The sequence below is a fragment of the Amycolatopsis sp. SID8362 genome (assembly GCF_010550475.1).
Lineage (GTDB): Bacteria > Actinomycetota > Actinomycetes > Mycobacteriales > Pseudonocardiaceae > Amycolatopsis > Amycolatopsis eburnea.
In genome coordinates, this window is the sequence record NZ_JAAGNB010001553.1 from 1 (window position 1) to 23,723 (window position 23,723).

20 protein-coding genes and 1 pseudogene are annotated in these 23,723 nt (G+C 71.0%); 13 read left to right on the forward strand and 8 right to left on the reverse strand.

The window, feature by feature from the left end:
- A pseudogene (locus G3I65_RS47425) lies at positions 1–536 on the forward strand (PAS domain-containing protein); the annotation flags it as partial.
- Between the two features lie 20 nt (positions 537–556).
- On the opposite strand, the gene G3I65_RS47430 reads toward G3I65_RS47425, so the two are convergent.
- Positions 557–1,486 (reverse strand): dienelactone hydrolase family protein, encoded by a 930-nt coding sequence (locus G3I65_RS47430; protein ID WP_160701924.1) that lies wholly within the window; start codon positions 1,484–1,486, stop codon positions 557–559.
- Positions 1,487–1,800: 314 nt separating this feature from the next.
- On the reverse strand, positions 1,801–2,400 hold the full coding sequence (locus G3I65_RS47435; protein ID WP_160701926.1) for a QsdR family transcriptional regulator: 600 nt from the start codon (positions 2,398–2,400) through the stop codon (positions 1,801–1,803).
- 86 nt (positions 2,401–2,486) lie between these two features.
- Here G3I65_RS47435 and G3I65_RS47440 point away from each other — a divergent pair, with 86 nt between their 5' ends.
- A complete protein-coding gene (locus tag G3I65_RS47440) occupies positions 2,487–3,119 on the forward strand; it encodes a DsbA family oxidoreductase (RefSeq protein ID WP_160701957.1) in 633 nt (210 codons plus the stop codon).
- Here G3I65_RS47440 and G3I65_RS47445 read toward each other — a convergent pair.
- Entirely contained in the window at positions 3,097–3,279 is a 183-nt protein-coding gene (locus G3I65_RS47445) for a hypothetical protein (protein WP_160701928.1), read from the reverse strand. The genes G3I65_RS47440 and G3I65_RS47445 overlap by 23 nt on opposite strands.
- A 186-nt stretch (positions 3,280–3,465) precedes the next feature.
- The gene (locus G3I65_RS47450; protein WP_239071872.1) at positions 3,466–4,455 is read right to left on the reverse strand and encodes a LacI family DNA-binding transcriptional regulator; all 990 of its coding nucleotides are present in this window, start codon (positions 4,453–4,455) and stop codon (positions 3,466–3,468) included.
- Positions 4,456–4,587: 132 nt separating this feature from the next.
- On the opposite strand from G3I65_RS47450, the gene G3I65_RS47455 reads away from it, so the two are divergent.
- The 6 genes from G3I65_RS47455 to G3I65_RS47480 are packed head-to-tail and all read left to right on the forward strand — an operon-like array spanning position 4,588 to position 13,037.
- The gene (locus tag G3I65_RS47455; protein ID WP_163046877.1) at positions 4,588–5,517 is read left to right on the forward strand and encodes a carbohydrate ABC transporter permease; all 930 of its coding nucleotides are present in this window, start codon (positions 4,588–4,590) and stop codon (positions 5,515–5,517) included.
- A 1-nt stretch (position 5,518) separates the two neighbouring features.
- Entirely contained in the window at positions 5,519–6,382 is an 864-nt protein-coding gene (locus G3I65_RS47460) for a carbohydrate ABC transporter permease (RefSeq protein ID WP_160701933.1), read from the forward strand.
- Positions 6,383–6,413: 31 nt separating this feature from the next.
- Positions 6,414–7,748: an ABC transporter substrate-binding protein gene (locus tag G3I65_RS47465; protein ID WP_166641483.1), complete on the forward strand. Its 1,335-nt coding sequence runs from the start codon at positions 6,414–6,416 to the stop codon at positions 7,746–7,748.
- Positions 7,745–9,265, forward strand: coding sequence for an alpha-N-arabinofuranosidase (locus G3I65_RS47470; protein WP_160701935.1), 1,521 nt, complete (start codon positions 7,745–7,747; stop codon positions 9,263–9,265). The genes G3I65_RS47465 and G3I65_RS47470 overlap by 4 nt, the downstream gene beginning before the upstream one ends.
- Positions 9,258–11,012, forward strand: coding sequence for a beta-galactosidase family protein (locus G3I65_RS47475; protein ID WP_160701937.1), 1,755 nt, complete (start codon positions 9,258–9,260; stop codon positions 11,010–11,012). The genes G3I65_RS47470 and G3I65_RS47475 overlap by 8 nt, the downstream gene beginning before the upstream one ends.
- A gap of 45 nt (positions 11,013–11,057) precedes the next feature.
- Entirely contained in the window at positions 11,058–13,037 is a 1,980-nt protein-coding gene (locus G3I65_RS47480; RefSeq protein WP_160701939.1) for a glycoside hydrolase, read from the forward strand.
- On the opposite strand, the gene G3I65_RS47485 is transcribed toward G3I65_RS47480, so the two are convergent.
- The gene (locus tag G3I65_RS47485; protein WP_160701941.1) at positions 13,034–13,369 is read right to left on the reverse strand and encodes a DUF3140 domain-containing protein; all 336 of its coding nucleotides are present in this window, start codon (positions 13,367–13,369) and stop codon (positions 13,034–13,036) included. The two genes, G3I65_RS47480 and G3I65_RS47485, sit on opposite strands and share 4 nt — an antisense overlap.
- A 174-nt stretch (positions 13,370–13,543) precedes the next feature.
- Between G3I65_RS47485 and G3I65_RS47490 the strand changes: the two genes are divergently transcribed.
- Positions 13,544–14,269 (forward strand): ANTAR domain-containing response regulator, encoded by a 726-nt coding sequence (locus tag G3I65_RS47490; protein ID WP_163046878.1) that lies wholly within the window; start codon positions 13,544–13,546, stop codon positions 14,267–14,269.
- Here G3I65_RS47490 and G3I65_RS47495 read toward each other — a convergent pair.
- Both G3I65_RS47495 and G3I65_RS47500 read right to left on the reverse strand, forming a co-directional pair.
- A complete protein-coding gene (locus G3I65_RS47495) occupies positions 14,223–14,969 on the reverse strand; it encodes a decarboxylase (RefSeq protein ID WP_160701945.1) in 747 nt (248 codons plus the stop codon). The genes G3I65_RS47490 and G3I65_RS47495 overlap by 47 nt on opposite strands.
- Before the next feature lie 9 nt (positions 14,970–14,978).
- A complete protein-coding gene (locus G3I65_RS47500; protein WP_160701947.1) occupies positions 14,979–15,857 on the reverse strand; it encodes a MurR/RpiR family transcriptional regulator in 879 nt (292 codons plus the stop codon).
- 130 nt (positions 15,858–15,987) lie between these two features.
- Between G3I65_RS47500 and G3I65_RS47505 the strand changes: the two genes are divergently transcribed.
- Genes G3I65_RS47505 through G3I65_RS47515 form a run of 3 tightly spaced genes read left to right on the forward strand, consistent with a single transcriptional unit; the run spans position 15,988 to position 19,015 of the window.
- Positions 15,988–17,379 (forward strand): MFS transporter, encoded by a 1,392-nt coding sequence (locus tag G3I65_RS47505; RefSeq protein ID WP_160701949.1) that lies wholly within the window; start codon positions 15,988–15,990, stop codon positions 17,377–17,379.
- Positions 17,376–17,801 (forward strand): GAF domain-containing protein, encoded by a 426-nt coding sequence (locus G3I65_RS47510; RefSeq protein ID WP_125313243.1) that lies wholly within the window; start codon positions 17,376–17,378, stop codon positions 17,799–17,801. The genes G3I65_RS47505 and G3I65_RS47510 overlap by 4 nt, the downstream gene beginning before the upstream one ends.
- Entirely contained in the window at positions 17,798–19,015 is a 1,218-nt protein-coding gene (locus tag G3I65_RS47515) for an amidohydrolase family protein (protein WP_160701951.1), read from the forward strand. The genes G3I65_RS47510 and G3I65_RS47515 overlap by 4 nt, the downstream gene beginning before the upstream one ends.
- A 360-nt stretch (positions 19,016–19,375) precedes the next feature.
- On the opposite strand, the gene G3I65_RS47520 is transcribed toward G3I65_RS47515, so the two are convergent.
- Positions 19,376–22,363, reverse strand: a complete 2,988-nt coding sequence (locus G3I65_RS47520; RefSeq protein ID WP_160701953.1) for a tetratricopeptide repeat protein — start codon at positions 22,361–22,363, stop codon at positions 19,376–19,378.
- Between the two features lie 200 nt (positions 22,364–22,563).
- Here G3I65_RS47520 and G3I65_RS47525 point away from each other — a divergent pair.
- A partial coding sequence (locus tag G3I65_RS47525; protein ID WP_160701955.1) for a hypothetical protein occupies positions 22,564–23,723 on the forward strand: 1,160 nt, incomplete at its 3' end.

Here is a 23,723-nt window from a genome sequence, read left to right on the forward strand (position 1 = left end):
CCGTCGCCGGCCCGCTGCGGCAGCTGCTCGACGGCATGCCGGACGTCCCCGCGATGGTGCTCAACCGCCGCCAGGACGTGCTGGCCTGGAACCGCGCGGCGGTCGCGCTGCTGGGCGACTTCGGCGCGCGGCCGCCCGCCGAGCGCAACCTGATCCGGCTGACGTTCCTCGACGAGGACTACCGCGCCCGGTACGCGGACTGGCCGCGCGCGGCGGGCGCGTGCGTCGAGGTGCTGCGGATGGAGGCGGGCCGCGATCCCGCCGACCCGGTGCTCGCCGCGCTCGTGCGCGAGCTGCTGGAGAAGGACGCGGACTTCCGGATGTGGTGGGACAGCCACCAGGTGCGCGGGGCCCGCGAGCTGACCAAGACCTACCGCCACCCGGTGGCCGGCCCGGTCACCCTGGACGTCCAGCAGTTCGCCGTCGAGACGCACCCGGGGCAGCGGCTGGTGGCCTACACCGCCGAACCCGGGTCACCGTCGGAAGAGGCGCTGCGGTTCCTGCTGCAGTGGTCCGCCGAGCCCGCGGAACGCTGACCGCGGGCCCGGCGGCCGGGTCAGCCGTGGTGCGGGCAGTTGCCCCGGTAGTCCGAAATGGACAGGCTGGTGCTCGGGATCGGGCAGAGGAACTGCTCGTAGCGGGTGTCGTTGTCGATGAACCGCTTGAGCCAGGACAGCGTGTACTTCGCGATCGTCGTGTTCGACGTGTTCGGCGCGAAGTGGCTGGCGCCACGCAGTTCGAGGTACGCCTTGTCCAAAGTGGACGGGAGGCTGGTGTAGAACGGGATCGAGTGCGTCGCCACCGGCGCGATGGTGTCCGCCTCCGCCCCGACGACCAGGGTCGGCACGCTCACCGTCGACCAGTTCTTCGTCAGGTTCCAGCCGGTCAGCGGCACGGCGGCCTGCAGCGACGGCCGTGAGCGCGCGGCTTCGAGCGTGCCGCCGCCGCCCATCGAGTGCCCGACGACGCCGAGCCTGCTGCTGTCGATGCGGGACCGGACCGAGCTCTGCTGGGTGAGGTAGTCGAGCGAGGCCAGCAGCTGCCTGCCCCGGCTGTCGGGCTGGTCGCTGGTGGTGATGGTGTCGATGGTGAACACGACGAAGCCCTGGGACGCCAGGCGCGGGCCCAGCCAGGCGATGCTCGACTGCGTGGCGGTGAAGCCGGGGGCGATCGAGATCGCGCCGAACGTGCCGGCGGTGGTGCTCGTCGGGTAGTAGATGGTGCCGCCGCCGAAGCCGGAGACGGCCAGTCTCGACACGGTGGTGGTGCTGGTCGCGAAGCTGCCCCGGCTGGCCTCGATGCTGGCCGTGGTCGGGTCGGGCCCGCGTTCGTAGGGGTTGTCGGCGGCGGGTGCCGGCGAGGCGACCGCGGTGGTCACCGCCAGCGCGGCGGCGATCACCCCGGCGGCCTTCACCCGCCACGGACGGCGGCGGGAAATTTTCTCACCCGGGCCTGACGACGTCGGCGGGCTGGTGAGTACGGACATGGATCGCTCTCTTTCCCCGGGCAGGCGAAAGCGGGCCCGGACACGGACGGGCGGACCGATGGAACCGTTGCACGGCAACGAAGGGCGTGCCGCGGGCCGGGTGCGGGGTAACCGCTTTCCGGTCGCCTTATGAAACACTTCGTCGAAATGTTCCACAACGGCCGAACGGGTGAGTGGTTGACGGACTGTGCGGTCGCTCAGTGACGTGGACCGGCCCGGCACTCACGCACGTGACAAAGGCGGGCGGGTCGCGGGTGACATGAATGACTCATTCCTGTCGTCCGGCGACATGAATGAGTCATTCACTACGTCGGTCAGCGGGAGGCGGCCGGCTCCAACGCGCCGCGGACCAGCGTGTCCAGCAGGGTCGTCGCCACGGCCAGGTCCACCGTGCGGGCGGCCAGCACGTCCGAGTACAGGAACGACTCACCCAGCCGCACCACCGCGAACGCCAGGTCCGGCAGCCCGACCAACGGCGTCAGCCCGGCCGCCTCGGCGTCGGCGCGGAACAGCTCCACGTGCTGGTCGACCAGCGCCGGCTGGACCGCCCCGCGCGGGTCCGTCAGCACCCGCAACGCGACCGTCGACTCCGCCTCGATCAGCTTGCGCATGCCGTCGTTGCCGGCGACCTCGCGGCGGTACTCCTCCATGACCCACAGGCAGCGCAACCGGCCGTCCGGTGTGCGGACCGCGTCGCCGTGAGTGGTGTGCCAGCGGTCGAGGGCGCGCTGCCAGGTGCGGTCGGACAGCAGGCGCAGCCCCGCGCCCATGACGTCGTCGCGGTTGCCGGCGCGGCGGAAGAACGTGGTGCGCGAGATCCCCAGGTCGGCGGCCATCCGGCCGAGGTCGAGGCGGGTGCCGGCGAACAGCAGCCGCGCGGCGTGCCGGACGATGTCGTCGGTCGAGACGGTCACCGGGCCCACCCTATCCCGCAGGTCGCCGCCGGTTACCTTGAAGTGCGCGGCGCCCCTCCGGTTAGCTTGGTGCCGTGCGCGTAGACATCTGGTCCGATCTGGTCTGTCCCTGGTGCTATCTCGGCAAACGCCGCTTCGAGCAGGCGGTCGCCGAACTCGGCGTCGACGTCGAGGTGGTGCACCACTCGTTCCAGCTCGACCCGTCGTTCCCGCGCGGGACTTCCCGGCCGACGCGCGAGGTGCTGGCCGAAAAGTACGGCCGCACACTGGAAGAGGCCGACGCGATGGAAGCGCAGATGGAAGAGCGCGCGGCCGCCGACGGGCTCGAGTACCACCTGGACGGCGTCCACATGGGCAACACCGTCGACGGTCACCGCCTGGTCCACCTCGCCGCCGACCGCGGGCTGGCCGACGCCGTCGTCGACCGGCTCTACCGGGCGCACTTCACCGAGCGCCGGTCGCTGTTCGACCGCGATTCGCTGGTGGAGCTGGCCGCCGAGGCGGGGCTCGACGCCGGGGAGGCGCGGGCCGTGCTCGAATCCGACGCCTACGAAGCCGAAGTCGCGGCGGACGGCGAGCAGGCCCGCGCGCTCGGCGCGTCCGGCGTCCCGTTCTTCGTGGTCGACCAGCGCTTCGGTGTTGCCGGCGCGCAGTCGGCCGAGGTGTTCGCGCAGGTGCTGACGCGCGCGGCGGAGGTCAGCGGCGCCGCCGCCGGCTGAACCGCGACCGGTCGGTGGCGACCCCGGCCAGGTGCAGGGCGACGCACAGCAACCCGGCGGTGGTCAGCGTCCCAGTCGTGACGACCGGGCCGAGCCCGAACCCGGCCAGCTCCATCAGCAGGGCGAGCCCGAAGAGCACGGCGGCGAGAATGGCGAGCATGACGGCCTCGTTTCGGTGGGGATGACGCCGAATGGTCCACACCATTGCGACGTTCGCGGACCGGTGGCCCCGGCTTGGTGGGCCGGTAATGCCCCGCCTTCCCCACGCTGAAACGAGAACTGCCGCTCGGGGGCGCCCCCCGTTTTCCACGCTACCGGACGGCACCGACAATTCCGCGGCCCCGCTTCAGCTCGCCGGGGGAGGCGCCGTGCTTGAACGCAGGACCAGTTCCGTCGGGACGCTCACCGGTTCGCCCGCCTCCGCGCCCGTCTCGATCTCCGTCAGCAGCGCGGCCACCGCATGCCGGCCGACCGCCTCGAACGACTGGCGGATCGTCGTCAACGGCGGCCAGAAGTGGGCCGACTCCTCCATGTCGTCGAACCCGACCACGCTCACCTCGCCCGGCACCGACCGGCCCGTCTCGTGCAGTGCCCGCAGGAGTCCCAGCGCCATCTGGTCGTTCGCCGCGAACACCGCCGTCACCGAAGGGTCCGCCGCCAGCGTCAAACCCGCCTCGTAGCCCGACGACGGAGACCAGTCACCCGTCAGCGCCGGGGGCACCGACGCGCCCGCGCGCTCCAATGTGGACTGCCAGGATTTCCGCCGCCGCTCGGCCGAATAGGACTGCGGTGGGCCCGCGATGTGCCACACCGTCTCGTGCCCCAGTGAAAGCAGGTGCCGGGTCGCCGTCGCGGCGCCGTCGGCCTGGTCGGTGTCGACGACCGGGTAGTCGTAGCGGGCGCTCGAGTCGATCACGACCACCGGGAGGCCGTGCGGCAGCTCGATTTCGCTCTGGTCGAGCTGGTGCTGCTCGATCAGGATGATCACGCCGTCGACCGCCTGCTCGTTCAGCTTGCTGAACGCGCCCGTCACCTCGCCCTGCGTCGGCCGCGTGACCGGCATCAGGATGATCGAGAAGCCCTGCGCGACGACGGCCGCCGCGATGGCGTCGAGGGTGCGGCTGTTGCCGAACGTCGGGAGCGCCGAGATGATCACGCCGATGCTGCGGAACTTGCCGTTGCGCAGCGCGCGGGCCGCGCTGTTGGGGCGGTAGCCGATCCGGCGCATCGCGGCGAGGACCCGGTCGCGCGTGGCGTCGTCGACGTTCGTCTTGCCGTTCGCGACCCGGGACACCGTCTGTCCGGACACCCCGGCCTCGCGCGCGACGTCCGCCATCGACGGTCCACGGCGGGGGGATGCAGTCGGCACGGGGCGCTCCTCGGGTGTCCTGGACATGTTTACGTCAACACGTTACCCTTCGGCGCGGAAATGTTGACGTAAACATCGGTACGAAAATCCGGAGGGACGATGACGTCCACAGCGGCACCGCCCGTCGCGGCACCGGCTCGCCCGGCGCCGCGGGCCCGCCGTCGGCGGCGCAACTGGCGTGGCTGGCTCTTCGTCGCCCCCTTCATGCTCGTGTTCGCGCTGACCTTCATCGCGCCCGTCGTCTACGCCTTCGTCCTCAGCCTCTTCCGCGACCAGGCCTTCTTCGGCGGCACGGTCTTCGTCGGCGCCGACAACTACGCGCAGGTGCTCGCCGACCCGAAGTTCTGGGAGTCCTTCCAGCGGGTGCTGGTGTTCCTCGCCGTGCAGGTGCCGATCATGCTGCTGCTCGCGCTGGTCGCGGCGCTGGCGATCGACAGCGCCCGGCTGCACGCCGCCGGGTTCTTCCGGATCGTGATCTTCCTGCCGTATGCGGTGCCCGCCGTGGTCGCCGCGCTGATGTGGGGCTTCATCTACGGTGACCACTTCGGACTCGCCGCCGACCTCAACCACCTGCTCGGCACCGACGCCGTGAAGCCGCTGTCCCAGAACTGGCTGCTCACCTCGATCGGCAACGTCGTGACGTGGGAGTTCGTCGGCTACAACATGCTCATCTTCTACTCGGCGCTGAAGGTGATCCCCAAGGAGCTGTTCGAGGCCGCCGCGATCGACGGCGCCGGCACGTTCCGCACCATCCTCTCCGTCAAGCTCCCCGCGATCCGCGGCGCCATCGTGATCGCGACGATCTTCTCGATCATCGGCAGCTTCCAGCTGTTCAACGAGCCGAACATCATGCGCAACCTGGTGCCGAACGTGATCGGCACCTTCTACACGCCGAACATGTACGCCTACAACCTTTCCTTCGCCGGTCAGCAGTACAACTACTCCGCCACGGTCGCGATCGTGATGGGCGTGATCACCGCGGTCATCGCCTACGTCGTGCAGCTGCGCGGGACCCGGAAGGGGATGTGAAGTGGCGACGTTTTCGGTGACGCGGCCCAGGAAGTCGCGCACGCTCACCGCCGTCATGGCGCTGTACCTGCTCTACACCCTGGTTCCGCTGGCGTGGCTGGTGATCAACGCGACCAAGACCCAGGCGGCGCTGTTCTCGACGTCGGGCCTGTCCTTCGGCGGCCCGTTCGCGCTCTTCGACAACATCGCCCAGACGTTCACCTACAACAACGGGATCTTCTTCCGCTGGCTGGGCAACACCCTGCTCTACGTCGTGGTCGGCGCCGGCGGCGCGACGATCCTCGCCACCGCGGCGGGGTACGGGCTGGCCAAGTACCGCTTCCCGGGCCGCCGCGCGGTGTTCGCCGTCGTGCTCGGCGCGGTCGCCGTGCCCGCCACCGCGCTCGCCGTGCCGACGTTCCTGATGTTCAGCAAGCTCGGGCTGACCAACACCCCGCTGGCCATCATCATCCCGTCGCTGATCAGCCCGTTCGGCCTCTACCTGATCTGGGTCTACGCCGCCGACGCGATCCCCGACGAGCTGCTGGAAGCGGCGCGGATCGACGGCGCGGGCGAGTTCCGGATCTTCGTGACCGTGACGCTGCGCCAGCTGGTGCCCGGAATCGTCACCGTCGCGCTGTTCACCATGGTGCAGACGTGGAACAACTACTTCCTGCCGCTGATCATGCTCAGCGAGCCGAAGTGGTACCCGCTGACCGTCGGGCTCAACCAGTGGAGCGCGCAGGCCAACGGCGCCGGCGCGCAGCCGATCTTCAACCTCGTGCTCACGGGGTCGTTGCTCACCATCATCCCCCTCGTCCTCGCTTTCCTGCTCATGCAACGGTTCTGGCAATCCGGGCTGAGCGCGGGCAGCGTCAAGCAATAGCCGCCGTCACACCGTCGTGAAGGGACACTCGATGTCACGCATCCGCAGTCGCGCCAAGGCGTTCGCCGCCGTGGCGCTGGCCGCCGCACTGGCGGCCGGTTGCTCCTCCGGGAGCACGTCCGGGCCCGCCGCCACCGGCACCCAGGACTCCGTCGACGCCGCGCTGAAGGCAGGCGGGGAGATCACCTACTGGAGCTGGACCCCGTCGGCCAAGGACCAGGTGGCCGCGTTTCAGAAGGAATACCCGAACGTCAAGGTCAACTACGTCAACGCGGGCACGAACAAGGAGGAGTACACCAAGCTCCAGAACGCGATCAAGGCCGGCTCGGGTGCCCCCGACGTCGCGCAGATCGAGTACTACGCCCTCCCGCAGTTCGCGCTGACCGATTCGCTCGTCGACCTGAACCAGTTCGGCTTCGGCTCGTTCGAAAAGGACTACAGCGCCTCGACGTGGGCGCAGGTCAAGAACGGCAACGGGATCTACGGCCTGCCGCAGGACTCCGGGCCGATGGCGCTGTTCTACAACAAGGAAGTCTTCGACAAGAACGGCATCGCCGTGCCGAAGACGTGGGACGAGTACATCGCCGCGGCGAAGAAGCTGCACGCCGCCGACCCCACCAAGTACATCACTTCGGACACCGGTGACCCGGGCTTCGTGCTGAGCATGATCTGGCAGGCGGGCGGGCGCCCCTTCACCGTCGACGGCCGGAACGTGAAGGTCAACTTCGCCGACGCCGGCACCAAGAAGTGGACCGCGATGTGGGACCAGCTGATCCAGGGCAAGCAGCTCGCCCCGGTCAAGGAGTGGTCCGACGACTGGTTCCGCGCCCTCGGCGACGGCACCATCTCCTCGCTGGTCACCGGCGCCTGGATGCCGGGCAACTTCATCTCCTCGGTGCCCGGCGGGGCAGGCAAGTGGGCGGTCGCGCCGATGCCGACCTACGACGGCAAGCCGGTGACCTCGGAAAACGGTGGCAGCACGCAGTCGGTGGTCAAGCAGAGCAAGAACCCGGCGCTGGCCGCGGGGTTCGTGCGCTGGCTCAACCACGGCGGCGGTGTCCAGCCGTTCATCAAGAGCGGCGGCTTCCCGTCCACCACGGCCGACCTGACCTCGCCCGCGTTCGTCGGCGAGGCGCTGCCGTACTTCGGCGGCCAGAAGGTCAACGAGGTGCTCACCCAGGCGTCGAAGGACGTCGCCGCGGGCTGGACCTACCTGCCGTACCAGACCTATGCCAACAGCGTCTTCAGCGACACCGCGGGCAAGGCGTACCTGAACGGCACCGGCCTCGACGCCGGGCTGGCGGCCTGGCAGCAGGCCATCGTGGACTACGGCAACCAGCAGGGCTTCACGGTCAGCGCCGGATGACCGTCCACATCGAAGGCGACGCGGGTCAGGTCATCGGCCCCGTCCCGCGTCGCCTCTTCGGCTCGTTCGTCGAGCACATGGGCCGGGCCGTGTACACCGGGATCCACGAACCCGGACACTCCACTTCGGACGAACGCGGCTTCCGCGGCGACGTCCTGGAGCTGGTGCGGGAGCTCGGGCCGACGGTCGTCCGGTACCCCGGCGGCAACTTCGTCTCCGGCTACCGCTGGGAGGACGGCGTCGGCCCGGACCGGCCCGTCCGGCTCGACCCGGCCTGGCACAGCGTGGAGTCCAACCGCTTCGGCCTGCACGAATTCGTCGCGTGGGCCGAAGCCGCGGGTACCGAGGTGATGTACGCGGTCAACCTCGGTACCCGCGGCATCCAGGAAGCCGCCGACGTCCTGGAGTACTGCAACCACCCCGGTGGCACGGAACTGAGCGAGCGGCGGCGCGCGAACGGCGCCGACCGCCCGTTCGGCTTCAAGCTGTGGTGCCTGGGCAACGAGATGGACGGGCCGTGGCAGATCGGCCACAAGACCGCCGACGAGTACGGCCGCCTGGCCGCCGAGACCGCGCGGGTCATGCGGATGATCGACCCGGGCCTCGAACTCGTCGTCGCCGGCAGTTCGCACGCGGACATGCCGACGTTCGGCGAGTGGGAGCGCACGGTGCTGCGCCACACGGCCGGGCTCGTCGACCACATCTCGCTGCACGCCTACTACCAGGAGCTGCACGGCGACACCGACAGCTACCTGGCCAGCGGTGCCGCGCTCGACGCCTACATCGGCACGGTGGCGGGGATCATCGACGAACTCGGGCTCGACGTCGGGATCAGCGTCGACGAGTGGAACGTCTGGGACCTGCGCCGCTGGAACGAGGTCGACCAGGCACGGCTCGCCGAAGGGGGCTGGCGGGAGCACCCGCGGATCATCGAGGACGACTACGCCGTCACCGACGCGGTCGTCGTCGGGTCGCTGCTGAGTTCGTTGCTGCGCAACGTCGACCGCGTCACGATGGCGAACCAGGCACAGCTGGTGAACGTCATCGCGCCGATCCGCACCGAGCCCGGCGGGCCGGCCTGGCGGCAGTCGACGTTCCACCCGTTCCAGCGGGTCGCCGCGCTGGCCGGCGGGTCGAGCCTGCGCTTGACCGTCGAGGGACCGCGGCTGCGCACCGCGCAGCACGGCGAGGTCGATCTCGTCGACGTCGCGGCGACGGTCGAAGATTCCGGGCGGGGCGCGGTGTTCCTGACCAACCGCGCCACGGCGTCGCCGACCGAGGTCCGCCTCCGGCTGCGCGGCGCCCGGTTCGGGGTCTACGCCGCCGAAACCCTGACCGCGCCCGCCGGCGAATCCCGGCACGCGGTCAACACCGCCGTCTCGCAACCGGTCCGGCCGGTGCCGCTACCCGGCACCGCCGTGACGTCCGACCCAGGGGGGACCACCATCACCGTGACACTGCCACCCTTGTCCTGGACCGTGCTCCAGCTGAGCCCGGAGGCGGGCGGGCATGCCTGAGTTCGCCATCGGGGACACCGACTTCCTGCTGGACGGCCGTCCGTTCCGGATCCTTTCCGGTGCCCTGCACTACTTCCGGGTGCACCCGGACCTGTGGGCCGACCGGATCGACAAGGCCCGGCGGATGGGCCTCAACACGATCGAAACGTACGTGCCGTGGAACGCGCACGCCCCCGAGCCCGGCGTCTTCGACCTCACCGGCGGGCTCGACCTGGACCGCTTCCTGCGGCTGGTCGCCGAGGCCGGGATGTACGCGATCGTCCGGCCCGGCCCGTACATCTGCGCCGAATGGGACAACGGCGGCCTGCCGGCGTGGCTGTTCCGCGACCCGGCGGTGGGGGTGCGGCGGTTCGAGCCGCGGTACCTCGCCGCCGTGCGCGAATATCTGACGCGCGTCTACGAAGTCGTGGTGCCGCACCAGATCGACCGTGGTGGTCCGGTGCTGCTGGTCCAGGTCGAGAACGAGTACGGCGCGTTCGGCGACGACAAGCGCTACCTGAAAGCGCTTGCCGAGCACACGCGGGCGTCCGGCGTCACCGTGCCGCTGACCACAGTGGACCAGCCGACGCCGGAGATGCTCGAAGCCGGCAGCCTCGACGGCTTGCACCGCACGGCTTCCTTCGGTTCCGGCGCGCGGGAGCGGCTGGCGATCCTGCGGGCGCACCAGCCGACCGGGCCGCTGATGTGCAGCGAGTTCTGGAACGGCTGGTTCGACAACTGGGGCGCGCACCACCACACGACCCCGGCCGCGGACTCGGCGGCCGAGCTGGACGCGCTGCTCGCGGCCGGCGCGTCGGTCAACCTGTACATGTTCCACGGCGGCACCAACTTCGGGTGCACCAACGGGGCCAACGACAAGGGCGTCTACCAGCCGATCGTCACGTCCTACGACTACGACGCGCCGCTGGACGAAGCCGGTGACCCGACCCCGAAGTACCACGCCTTCCGCGACGTGATTGCCCGCTACCACAAGGTTCCCGACACCGTCCCGCCGCCGGCGCGCCCGGCGCCCACGCCGCACGGGGTCCTGCGCGACCCGGTCCGGCTGCTCGACGCGCCGGATCTGTGGGGCACCTGGGAGTTCCACGAGGAACTGCCCGCGTTCGACGACCTGACGCCGATGCCGCAGCTGGCGTTGCTGCGCTGCGCCGTCGAGGGGGACACCCCCGGCGTGCTGACCTTCGGCGAGGTGCGCGACCGGGCGACGGTGTTCTTCGACGGCGACCCGGTCGGCACGCTTTCCCGGGAGCACCACGACCGCGCGATCGCGCTGCCGCGGGCGTCGGGGGAGCTGCTGGTGCTGGTCGAGGACCAGGGCCGCGTCGACTACGGACCCCGGATCGGCGAGGCGAAGGGGATCGTCGGCGGCGCGGAGCTGCAAGGCGAGCCGCTGACCGGCTGGGACGTGCTGCCGCTGGACCTGACCGAGGTGCCGTCGGCGCGGCCGTCGCCGGAGACCGCGGTGGTCGGTCCGATAGCCGGGCCGGTGCTGCTGCGCGCCGGCATCGACGTCGACGCGCCCGCCGACCTCTTCCTCGACACCGGGGAGTGGGGCAAGGGCCTGGCGTGGTTCAACGGCTTCCCGCTCGGCCGGTACTGGCGGCGTGGGCCGCAGCGGACGTTGTACGTGCCGCGCCCGGTGGTCCGGGCCGGCGGAAACGAACTGGTCGTATTGGAACTCGGCATGATGCTCGACCCGGCGGCCCGGTTCGCGCCGCGGCCGCTGCTGGGCCACACGGAAGCCTGAGCGCTCCCCGGAAAAGTCCCCACCGCACCGAAGGGCAGTTCGACGATGAACCGCAAGCGTTTGCTCACCGTCCTTTGTGTACCCCTGATCGGCGCCGCGGTCGTCGCGGCACCGGCGGCCGCGGCCACCACCGTCACGGTGAAGCCGGATCCGGCGTACCGGCAGCAGCCGTTCGACGGCTGGGGCGCCAGCCTGGCCTGGATGGCCGAAGCGACCGGGGGCTACCCCGACTCGATCCGCAACCGGCTGGCGGACCTGGTCTTCGGCGCCGACGGGCTGAACCTGAACATCGCGCGGTTCAACGTCGGCGGCGGCAACGCCCCCGACGTCCCGCCGTACCTGCGCGCGGGCGGCGCCGTCCCCGGCTGGTGGAAGGCGCCGGCCGGCACCACCCGCGCCGACAAGGACTGGTGGACCCCGGGCGACCCGGCGGAGTTCGACACCGCCGCCGACCCGAACCAGCGCTGGTGGGTCGACAAGATCAAGAACCGCGTCACGAAGTGGGAGGCGTTCAGCAACTCGCCGCCGTACTTCCAGACCGTCTCCGGGTACGTCTCGGGCGGCTTCAACGCCACCGACGAGCAGCTGCGCCCGGACAAGATCGGCGACTTCACCGCGTACCTGGCCCAGGTCGTGCGGACGCTCGAAAGCGCGCACGGCATCAAGTTCGCGTCGGTGAACCCGCTGAACGAGCCGAACACGAACTACTGGAAGACCACGCTCGGCGCCGACGGCAACCCGACCGGCGGGCGGCAGGAGGGCGCGCACATCGGCCCATCGGTCCAGTCGCAGCTGATCCCCGCGATGGCGGCGGCGCTGGCCGGGTCGAAGACCATCGTCTCCGCGCCCGACGAGACCAACCCGGACATCTTCGCCGCGGACTGGGCGGGCTGGTCGGCCGACGCCCGCGCGGCGGCGGGACGGCTCAACGTGCACACCTACGGCACCGGCAACCGGCCGATCCCGCGTGATCTCGCGAAGGGCGCCGCGAAGCCGTTGTGGATGAGCGAGGTCGGCGGGAGCTGGCTGGACCGGCAGGACTTCACGTCCATGGACCCCGGGCTCGGGATGGCCAAGCAGATCACCGACGACCTCCGCCTGCTGGAGCCGAGCGCGTGGGTGAGCTGGCAGCCGATCGAGGACTACGACAACATGAAGCCCGGCGGCGAGTCCGCGGCGGGGATGAACTGGGGCGAGATCCAGGTCCCGTTCGACTGCCCGGCGTCCGCCACGCCGCAGACGTGCCAGATCCGCACCAACACGAAGTTCAACACGATGCGGAACTTCACCCACTACATCCGGCCGGGTGATCGGCTGGTGGGCGTGGACGACACCGCGTCGACGGCCGCGATGCGCGGCGAGGACCTGGCGACGGTCGTGCACACCAACGCGGGCACGGACGAGCAGGACGTCACGCTCGACCTGTCCGGGTTCCGCACCATCCGGCCGGGCGCGTCGGTGACGCCGGTCGTCACCGACGTCACGGGCGCGTTGAAGCGGGGCAAGCCGGTGAAGGTGACCTCGGCGCACGCCACGCTGCGGGTGCCCGCGCGCTCGGTGACGAGCTTCCTGGTCGACGGCGTCTCCGCGACGGCGGCCGGCACGGGCCTCGGCTCGGGCAAGCCGTTCGCGTTCACCGGCGTGCAGAGCGGCAAGTCGCTCGCGGCGGAGAACGGCACGCTGGTGCAGCGCACGACCGACGCGTCGGCGCCCGCGCAGCGCTGGACCCTCACCGACCGCACCGGCCGCTACGGCAACCGCGACCGCTTCACCATCACCAACGCGGGCACCGGCCAGGTCCTGAGCACGGCAGGCGGCGCGGTGGCGCTGGCCCCGGCGGGAACCTGCGACGCGGCCGCGTCATGGACGCTGTCCACCACGGGCGACGGCACCTGGACGTTCGTCAACGCGGCGACCGGGCAGCTGCTCGACGTCATCGGTGAGTCCCGCGAGGACGGTGCGCGGATCGGCCTGTACCGGCCGACCAACGGCCCGAACCAGCGGTGGCAGGCGGTGGCCCGCTAGGCGGGCTTGAGCGGGTCGTGCCCGATCGACATCAGGCGGTGCCGCCAGTGCTCTTCGCCCGCCGTCGGTTCGAGGTCGGCACGGCGCTGCGCGCGCACCCGGTCGATCACCTTGCGCATCACGTCGGCGTCGGCGCGGTCCACGTCGGACTTGCGCTTGCGCAGGATGGCCAGCACCTGGTGCCCGGTCGGCGGTCCCGCCCGGTCGGGCAGCGGTTCGGTCTCGGGGCTCGCGTCGCGCGTGCGCAGCCAGTCCGCCAGCTCGCGCGACGTCATGTTCACCACGTGGTGGAACTCGGCCCACAGTTCGTCATCGACAGCCGGATCGTCCATCTCCCTCGGCTACCCGGCGCGGCCCTCGCCAAACCGGGGGCACTGGGCCGGTAGAGTTCACCCGGACCCGTTGAAACGCCAGCGGTGGTCTTGGTTGACGCTGCTGGCGAGCTCTCCCGGTGCTCGCCGCTCGACGCATGGGAGGGGTGGGCCTTGCCGACCACTGGCGACGGCATGGCGGAGCGGGTCGACGAGCTGAACGCCGTGTTGGCCGATCTCGTCGGGGTCCTCGAATCGGTGTCCGACACGCCCGGGCTGCTCGACGCCGTTTGCGGCGAGGCGGTCCGGGTGGTGCCGGACGCGGACCTGGCCAGCATCATGGTGGTCCGCGACGGCGTGACGCAGACCGCGGCCTTCACCGACGAGCGCGCCCGGCGCATCGACGACGTGCAGTACGCGGCGGGCGACGGCCCTGGCCTGCTCGCCGCGCTGACGGGCGAGGTCGTCCGGGTGGCGGTCGGCGAAACGGGCGCGCGGTGGCCCGAATTCGTGGCCGCGGCGAAGGAAACCGGCGTCGGCAGCTACCTGGCGGTCCCGCTGCGCGTGGACGACCACCTGGTCGGCGCGGTCACGCTGTTCGGCTTCGGCGCGCACGGCTACCACGAGTTCGACACGAAGGTGTTGCGCCTGTTCACGTTGTGCGTGGAAACGGTCCTGCGCTTGACCCGCCGGTACCGCGAAGCCCGGCGCCTGGCCGACGAGCTGCGCAACGCGATGGAGACGCGCGCGGTGATCGAGCAGGCGAAGGGCATGCTGATGCTGATCCACCGCGTCAGCGAGGACGCGGCGATGCACCGGCTGATCGTGGAGTCCCAGCACACGAACATCAAGCTGCGCGACGTCGCGGCCCGCTTCACGAGGAGGATGAGCTCGGCCGACGGCGTCCCGCCGCGCTCCTGAACAACGTCCCGAGACCGTCCTGGACCGGCTCTTCACCGAGCCGGTCCAGCGCGTCCCAGACGGTGACGGCGGTGGCCGTGAGCACCGGTTTTCCGAGCCGCGTCTCCAGTTCGGCGAGCACCGGCGTGGTGTGCAGGGCGGTCTCGGGGACGAGCACGACCTGCGCGTCTTCGTGCCCGGCCGCTTCGGCCAGCTCGAAGATCCGCGCTGGTCCCCAGGCGGCGAGCGCGCGGTCCGAGCCGGCGTCGGCCGAGACGGCGTGCACGGTCGTCACGCCCGCTTCGGCGAGGAACGCGGCGAAGTCGGCGGTCAGGTCCGAGCGGTAGACGGAGGCGAGCGCGACGCGGTCGACGTCCAGCCGCTCGAGCGCGGCGAGGTAGGCGAGTGACGTGCTGCTCGCCGGGACGCCGAGGCGCCCGGTGAGGGCCCGGGCCTGGGCGCGGGCGCCGTCGAGCCCCCGGGTGAAGCTGCAGCTGGAGCAGGCCCAGCTGACGACGTCGGGCGTGGCCGGGAACTGGTCGGCGGCCCGGGTGAGCCGTTCGGGCGCGCCGATTTCCCGCACGGCCGCGGCCGGGTCGACGGCTTCGCCCCACTCCGGGTAGGCGAACGTGAGGCCGAGGGCCGGGTCGAGGCGGCGGCACAGCTCGGCGAAGTCGGCTTCGCCGCGGTCACGGGTCGGGTACAGCAGTCCGAGATCCATGCCCGTGGGCTACCCGGATTTGGCGGACGGCCTCCGGTGCAGCAGGTCGAACCGCGACCACATGGCCTCCGCCGCCTCGATCGACTCGCTCGTGCGGACCGGGTCGACCGCCGCCAACTGGGCGACGATGGCCTGGGCCAGCGCCATGCCCGCGGTCAGCGACGGGAAGAACGTCACGCCCTCCGCGGGCACCATCAGCACGTGCTCGGCCGCGTCCGCGAGCGCCGGGCTGGCGGCGTCCGTGATGGCGAAGACGCGCGCGCCGCGGCTCTTCGCCTCGTTCGCCGCCAGGACCGTGCTCTCATACAGGCGCCAGAAGCTGATCGCGACCAGGACGTCGTCGCCGGTCAGCTTCGCCGTCTGGTTGGCGAGTTCCGCGTCGCCCGCTGTCACCGCGTGCACGTCGTAACCGGCCAGGCGCGCGTTGTGCGCCATCGCGATCCCGACCGCCGCGTAGCTGCCGTCGGCGATGACCAGCGTCCGGCGCGCGGCTCCGATCGCCTGGGCGACTTCGCGCAGCACGTCCTCGTCGAACCGGCGGTTCAGCAGGGCCAGGCTGTCGAGGTCGCGGCGCAGGGACGCCGATCCCGGCGAGCCGACCCCGCGGTGCTCCTCCGCGACCTGCGGCGCGCTCAGCGACGACATGTACCGCGCCCGCAGCTCCTGCTGCAGCGCCGGCCACCCGGCGAAGCCCAGCGCCTGCGCCGTGCGCGTCACGGTCGCGACGTTGACGCCGGCGAGCTGCGCCAGCTCGGCCGTCGAGCCGAACGACGCCCGCCGCGGCTGGGAGACCAGCACCTCCAGCACCGCGGCCGATTTCGGCCGCAGCCCCCGCGCGGGCAGCCGGTCCCGCAGCCACGCCTCGAAACCGTCGTCGGTCTCCGCCACTTCGGCGCCTCCCCTCGTCCGCGTAGACCGTAACGCAGCGATGTCGTCTTGCAACAAACATTGCAAAATGACGAAAACGCAGTATACGTTGTCCGCACTCCCCGGCGCCCGGACACGGAAGGCGTTCCCCATGACCCTGCTCGCGCGACTGGATCGGCTCCCGCTGAGCCGGCCCCACTACAAGCTGCTGCTCATCGGCGGGCTCGGCTACACCTTCGACGGCATGGACTCGGCGGTCGTCGCGTTCCTGCTGCCCAGCGCCAAGGCGGCGTGGGGGCTCGACAACGGCCAGCTCGGCCTGATCGGCTCCGCGACGCCGTTCGGCTTCCTCTTCGGCGCGATCGCGGCCGGCCTGCTCGGCGACCGCATCGGCCGCAAGAAGGTCATGATGTACGCGCTGGCGTTCTACGCGGTGTTCTCCGTCATCGCGTCCTTCTCGCCCAACTACGAAGTCTTCCTCGGCGCCCGGGTGCTGGCCGGCGTCGGTGCGGGGGCGGAAAGCGCGATCATCGCGCCGTTCCTGTCCGAGTTCGTCCCGGCCAAGCGGCGCGGCTGGTTCGTCGGCGCGCTCGCCGGGTTCTTCTCCTTCGGGTTCGTCGCGGCCGCGCTGATCGGGCGGTTCGTGGTGCCGTCGTTCGACGAAGGCTGGCGCGTCGCGCAGCTCGTCACCGCGCTGCCGATCGTGATGCTGCTGTGGTGGCGCCGGTCCCTGCCCGAGTCGCCGCGGTTCCTGCTGGCGCAAGGGCGTTCGGCCGAAGCCGAAACCGTCGTCGCTAAGATCGAACGCGACGTCGAGAAGGCCACCGGCACGGCTCTGCCGCCAGTGCCGCCCGCCGACGCGGAGCCGGCCACCGAGACGCCGAAGGTCAACCTGTTCAGCGCGTTGAAGTTCCTGTGGAGCCCCGCGATGCGGCGCCGGACGGCGGTGATCTGGACCGTCTGGTTCGTGATCACGTTCTCCTACTACGGTTTCTTCTCGTGGATCCCGACGCTGCTCGTGGAGCGCGGCATCACGGTCACGAAGAGCTTCGAGTTCTCGATCATCATCTACCTGGCCCAGGTGCCCGGGTACTTCTCGGCCGCGTGGCTGTCCGAACGGCTCGACCGCAAGCACACGATCGCGCTGTACCTCGCGGGTTCGGCCGTGAGCGCGTTCTGGCTGAGCCAGACGAGCGCGCCGTGGTCGATCACCCTCGCCGGCGCGGTGCTGTCGTTCTTCCTCAACGGCACCTACGCCGGGGTGTACTCCTACACGCCCGAGGTGTTCCCGACCTGGATCCGCGCCAGCGGCACCGGCCTGTCCAGCGCGTTCGGCCGGGTCGGCAGCATCCTGGCCCCGACGATCATCGGCCTGTCCGCGGCGAGCCTCGGCTTCGCTGGCGTCTTCGGCCTGACGACGGCGGTGCTGGCGGCCGGCGTGCTCTGCGTGCTCGTCTTCGGCCTGTCCACCGCGGGCCGCTCCCTGGAAGAACTGACCGAACACGGCGCCCCGAAGGCCGTCGCGAAGGAGATGACGAAGTGAGTTTGTCCACTGTGGAGGAACGGGTGCGCGCCGAGCTGGGCGTGCGGCTGTTCACGGTCCTCGCGTGGCTCCCGGAGCGCCGGGCGCTGCGCCGGGTGCACAGCAGCCACCCGGCGGAGTACCCGGTGGGCGGCGAGAAGACGGTGGAGGTCGCGGCCGGCTGGCTCGACCGCTGCATCACCGCGCGGCAGCCGTACTTCGGCCCGGACCGCGCGGCGGTGCGCGAGATCTTCGCCGACCACGAACTGATCGAATCCCTCGGCTGCGGCTCGATCATCAACGTCCCGGTGGTCTCCGGCGACCGGACGCTGGGCGTGCTGAACATCCTCGACGCGGAAGGCGCGTACGACGAGAAGTCGATCGCGGCGGCCGAATCCCTGGCGCCGCTCGCGGTGCCCGCCCTGCTGGAGGTGACCCGGTGAACCTGGTGCTGCGCAACGCCCGCCTGCTCGACCCGCTGTCGGGCGAGTACACCGAAGGCGACCTGCGGTGCGATTCCGGCCGCATCGTCGAGACGGGCCCGGGTCTGTCCGCACCCGACGTGCGTTCGATCGACGTCCGCGGCGCGGTGGTGCTGCCGGGCCTGGTCGACGCGCACGTCCACGTCACGGCGTCGACGGCGGACCTGGGTTCGCTCCCGGCGACGTCACCGTCCTATGTGGCCGCCCACAGCGCCCGCACGATGAGCCGCATGCTGGACCGCGGCTTCACGACGGTCCGCGACGCGTCGGGTGCCGACTACGGCCTGGCGGACGCCCAGTCGGAAGGCCTGTTCCGCGGCCCGCGCCTGTTGTTCTGCGGCCGGGCACTGAGCCAGACGGGCGGCCACGGCGACAGCCGCACCCGCGGCGCGAACGCGAAGGACGACCACCCCTGCTGCGCCGGCCTCGGCCGCGTGGCCGACGGCGTCGACGCGGTCCGCACGGCCGCCCGCGACGAGCTGAGGAAGGGGGCTCACCACATCAAGGTGATGGCCTCGGGCGGCGTGGCCTCCCCGACCGACCGCATCGATTCGACCCAGTATTCGGCCGCGGAACTGACCGCGATCGTCGAAGAAGCGACGGCGGCCAACCGCTACGTGGCCGCGCACGCGTACACGGCCCGAGCGGTCAACCGCGCGTTGGAACTGGGCATCCGCTCGATCGAGCACGGAAACCTGCTGGACGACCGGAGCGTTTCGCTGTTCCTGTCCCAGGACGCGTACTTGGTACCGACGCTGGTGACGTACTGGGCGCTGAAGGAGGAGGGCCGCGAGCACGGCCTCCCGGAGTCGAGCTGGCGCAAGGTGGACGAGGTCCTGGGCGCGGGCCTGGCGGCCCTGGAGCGGGCCGCTCGCGGCGGGGTGAAGATCGTTTACGGGACGGATCTGCTGGGTGGGATGCACCGGCACCAGAACCACGAGTTCCGGCTGCGGGGGGAGGTCCAGACACCGTTGGAGGTCATCCGTTCGGCGACGTCGACGGCGGCGGACCTGGTGAACCTGACGGGGGAGATCGGGACGCTGGCGGTGGGCGCGCACGCGGACCTGCTGGTGGTGGCGGGGGATCCGCTGGCGGACGTCGGGGTTTTGGCGGAGCCGAAGAACTTCAGTTACATCGTGCAGGGTGGGGAGGTGGTCGGAGGAACGGCCGCCTGACTTTCGGGTGGGGCGGTGCCCCGGTGTCGCCGGGGCACCCGCCGCACTACGTCAGCAGCGCCACCACTTGGCCGCGATGAACGCCGCGGCGGCGGTGGCGATGGCTGCGTAGGTCGAAATGTCGTGCACGGGTACTCCCTGTAGAAGTTTTCTTCCGGAGCCGGGCTCATGCTGCTCACTGAGAAACATGGATCACGGCGCCCGAAGACTAGGGAGACACCAACGAGACGACAAGACCGTCTGCGATAACCCCGTGCTACACCGAGTAGTGGTGCGGGTCGTCACAGCCACCTAGCTGCGCTGATTCTGTCACGCTTGAGTGACACCACCTTTCAAAATCACTCAACAGAGTTAGTGGGCTCAGCTTCTCTGCGGTGGGCAAGGCATCGCGACCGTCCGCTCATCTCCCCTCCGAGCGTCCGGAATCAGCCCCTCAACGTCCACCGTGACCTCGTCCAGCCGCGCCTGCAGCCGGTCGGCTTTGCGGTCCCGCCCGCGTCCGCGGTAGAACGCGATCGCCTCGGTCCACACCTCGATCGCTTCGGGCGGATTGTTCAGCCCGCACAGGATTTCGCCCAACGTTTCGAGGGCTCGCGCCTGCCCGGTCGCCGTGTGGCCCCTGCGTGCCTGGTCGACGGCTTCCCAGGCCAGCCGCAGCGATTCGCGTGCGCGGCCTTCGGTGTGTGCCAGCCGGGCGCGGACGGTGCAGAGCTTCATCGACGCCGTCAGGTCTTCGTGGTCTTCGAGGTTGGCCAGCGCCTGGCGGCAGTGCATGTGGGCGAGCTCCGGCCGCCGCTCGTGCGTGTGCAGGGCGGCCAGTGCGGTGTGCGTCGCGATCAACCCCGTGGTGTCGCCGAGGACGGTGCGCGCGTGCAGGGCGCGCTGGTAGTGCGGGAGTGCCTGCGCGTGCTGGTCCAGGTCCGCGAACGTGTCGCCGAGGTACTGCTCGGCGATGCCTTCCCGGACCGGGTCGCCCGACCGGCGGGCCAGGTCGATGCACCACCGGTAGAGGCTGATCGCCTCCGCGTGCTCGCCGCGGCGGTGGTGCAGGCGGCCGAGGTTGATCTTGACCGTGAGGATTCCGATGGTTTCGTCGTACTCGGTCGCGATTTCCAATGCCCGGTCGAGGTAGTGGCGGGCTTTTTCACCGTCGCCGAGCGCCAGGTGGCGTTCCCCGAGGTCGTTGAGGGACGACGCCTCCGCGACGACGTCCCGGCTGGCGCGGGCCGCCCGGATGGCCACCTGCAGTCCCTGCGTGATGGCCGAGGTGCAGCCGTGGCGTTCCCAGCTGTCGGTCAGCAGGTGCGGGAGCGCGATCGCGTGGTCGAGCAGGCCCCGGTGTTCGCATTCGCGGATCAACGCGGACAGGTTGTCGCGCTCGCGGAGGGCCCACCGCACCGCGGCCGCGGCGGTGTCGAACGTGAGGGGCGTGATCCCGGGCTCGGCCGGGTGCATCGGCGGGCGGTTGCGGTACGGGTGCGCGATCAGGTGGGCGCGCAACGCGGTTTGCAAGTAGTGCGAAGCCAGCCGGCGCAACGGGCCCGGGTCGTCGTCCGGGATCAGGGTTCGCGCGTACCGGTGGAAGATGTCGGGGACGCGGTAGCGATCGGGTTCGCCGGGCTGGTCGACGAGGTGCCACGCGACGAGGTTCTCCAGGGCCCGGTGGGTGGCGTCCGCCGGGTGTTCGCTGGCGGACAGCAGCGTGCCGACGTGGATTTCGGTGCCGGGGTGGTGCCCGAAGAGCCGGAAGACGTCCTGGGCGGTCGGGTCGAGTGCCTGGTAGGACCCGGAAAACGTGGTGCGGAGACCGGCGTCGTCCCCGTCGTCGCCGATGCTGAGCAGTGTTTCCGGGTCTCGCAGCTGGTCCAGCATGGTGTCGAGGCTGACGCCGGCCCGCCCGGCGGCTCGCTGGGCCAGCAGGGTCAAGGCCAGCGGGAGCCCGTCGCCGAGCAGCGTCAGCGCGCGCGCCGCCTCGGGCTCCTCCTCGGCGCGGCCCCGCATCCGCTTGCTGAGCAGCGCGAACGACTGTTCTTCGTCGAGGTGGCCGAGTTTCGTGGTGGGGATGTCGTGGCGGCGGGCCAGCGCGGCGAGTGAGTTGCGCGAGGTGAGCAGCACCGTGCACGACTCGAGGACGTCGACGAGGTCGTCGACCTGGTCCGAGCCGCCCGCGTTGTCGAGGATGACGAGCATCGGGTTCCGGCGGGCGAGCAGCGAACGCAGCCGCGCCGCGCGGGCCGTGGCGCTGACCAGGTGGTCGACCGGGTAGTCGAGTGCGGTGAGCGTCAGGTCGACGACCTCGTCGGTGGTCCGCGCCGGTCCCGGGCCGAATCCCCGCAGGTCGACGCACACGATGCCGCCGGGGAAGTGGCCGGCCGAGCGGTGCGCCCACTGCGCGGCGAGAGCCGTCTTCCCGATGCCCGGCAGCCCGCTGACGATGGCCGCGTGCGCGTGGCCGGTGCCCGGGGTGAGCAGGTGCCGGTCGAGCGCGGCCAGTGCGTCGGCGCGGCCGACGAACCCGGGGAGGTTCCGGGGCAGCCCGACGCGGATCGCGCCGGGGGCGGGCTCCGGCGCCGGCGGCGGGGTGGGTTTCGCACCCGGGTAGCGGCTCCGCAGGTGCGCGTGGTGCTCCTGCAGGTCCACGGCCGCGTCCCGGTCGCCGGCCGCCGCGAACTCCTTGAGCACCGCTTCGACGTAGCTGCGTGCCTCGTGCGCCTGGTCCAGCGCGTAGAGGGCGGTGGCGCGGAGCTTCACGAAGGTCGGCTCGCCCGCGTACGGGTGCGGGACTTCGCTCAGCTGCTTGAGCGCTTCGCCGGGCCGGCCGGTCGCCAGCAACTCGGCGGCGAGGAAGCTGTGCGCCGGTGCCCAGTCCGCCGCCATCGTGTGCCGCCGCCAATTCCGCGCGGGTTCGGTGGTGAGGCCGGCGAGCGGTTCGTCGCGCCACAGCGCGAGGGCTGCACGTGCGATTTCGCATGCGTTTTCATGGTCGCCGTCGACGCTGGATCGCCGCGCCCGGTGCATTTCGTCGGTGAAGCGGCGGAAATCCACGAGATCGGGAGCGATATCGACGAGGTAGCCACCGTTCAGTGCTCGGACCGCCGGTGGTTCGTCGGTCTCTTCGAGGCCGTGCCGAAGTCGCGTGATCGCTTTGTACAACGCTTCTTTGGGATTGACCGGTGGTGCTCCGTCGCTCCACGCCCAGTTCAGCAGGTGATCCTGCGAGAAGCGCTTTCCGGGTTCGGTGAGCAGGACGGCGAGCAGGTGACGCGCTTGCCGGGACCCCCAGTCCTCGGTCAGATTCCCGTGCATCCGCACCGTTGTCTGCCCGAGAATTCCGTACGCGATCTCCATTCTTCGTTCCTTTCCCCTCTCCTCTCGTCAGCCTCGCATCGTTTTGGTTAATCGGCGACGACAGCGGGATAACGATCGATTGTGTCGGAGAACTGGCCACGGTTTGTCCGGGCTTTGTCCGTCTCGTGGGAAGTGTCCCGGGAGTACCGGCCCGGAAGCTCTCGTCGTGGCACACCGAGACGACGGCGAGGGGATGCGCGATGACGGGATTGTGGGTACGGGGGCCGGTCGGACTGGACGCGGGGGCGCGTGTCACCCGGCCGCGGTGCCGGGTGGTGCTGGTCGTGGTCCCCTCGGTGACCGCCGGCACGCGGCTGGTCGAACTGGTTTCCCTGCTGGAACCGGATCTGCGCGTGCAGGTGGTCTACACCGTGCCGCACACCACCGAAAGCTGGCCGGGGGCTGAGGAGTTCGTCCGCGGCCTGCACGGCTTGGTGCTGCCGTGGGAGCAGGCGCTCGCCCACCGGTTCGACCTGGTGCTGGCGGCGAGCCCGCGCCAGCTGGCCGAGGTGCACGGGCCCGTCCTCCTGGTCGGGCACGGCGCCGGGCCGGTGTCCCGCCGGTTCAGCCGGAAAGCGGGCCAGGCCACCGAACCCACCACGGGGTTCGACCGCGAGCTGCTGACCTTCCGCGGGCGCGTGCTGCCGTCGGTGCTCGGCCTCGGCACCGACGCCGAAGCGGACCTGGTGCGCGAGCGGTGTCCCGAGGCGCTGCCGAACGCCGTGGTGGCCGGGGACATCTGCTACGACCGGATGCGGGCGAGCCGGCACCGGCGCGACGCCTACCGCGCCGCGCTGGGGGTGCCGCCGGACCGGCGGCTCGTCGTGATCAGCACGACGTGGTTCACCGATTCGGCGTTCGGCAGGCTGCCGCGGTTGTACCGGGATGTCGTGGACGCATTGCCGGCGGATGAGTTCACCGTCGCCGCGGTCCTGCACCCCCTCGTGTGGGCGGTGCACGGACGGCGTCAGGTCAGCGCGTGGCTGTCCGACGCCGTCGCGCGCGGCCTGCTGCTGATCCCGCCGGAATCCGGGTGGCAGGCGACGATGCTCGCCGCCGACTGGGTGATCGGCGACCACGGTTCGACGACGGGCTACGCGGCGGCGATGGGCTGCCCGGTGACCTACGTGTCGATGCCGGCCGGGCAGCCGAGGGAGGGGAGCGTCGCGGCCGCGGTCCGCGCGCACGCGTTGCCGCTGACCTGGGGACGTCCGCTGCCCGAGCAGCTCGGTTCCGCCCGGGAACGCGTGGCCGGGCTCGCCGAGGCGGCGACGGGTGCGATCACGTCCCGGCCGGACCGCGCGGCGGAGATCCTGCGGGCGGCGATGTACCGGCTGCTCGAGCTTTCGGCTCCCGCTTC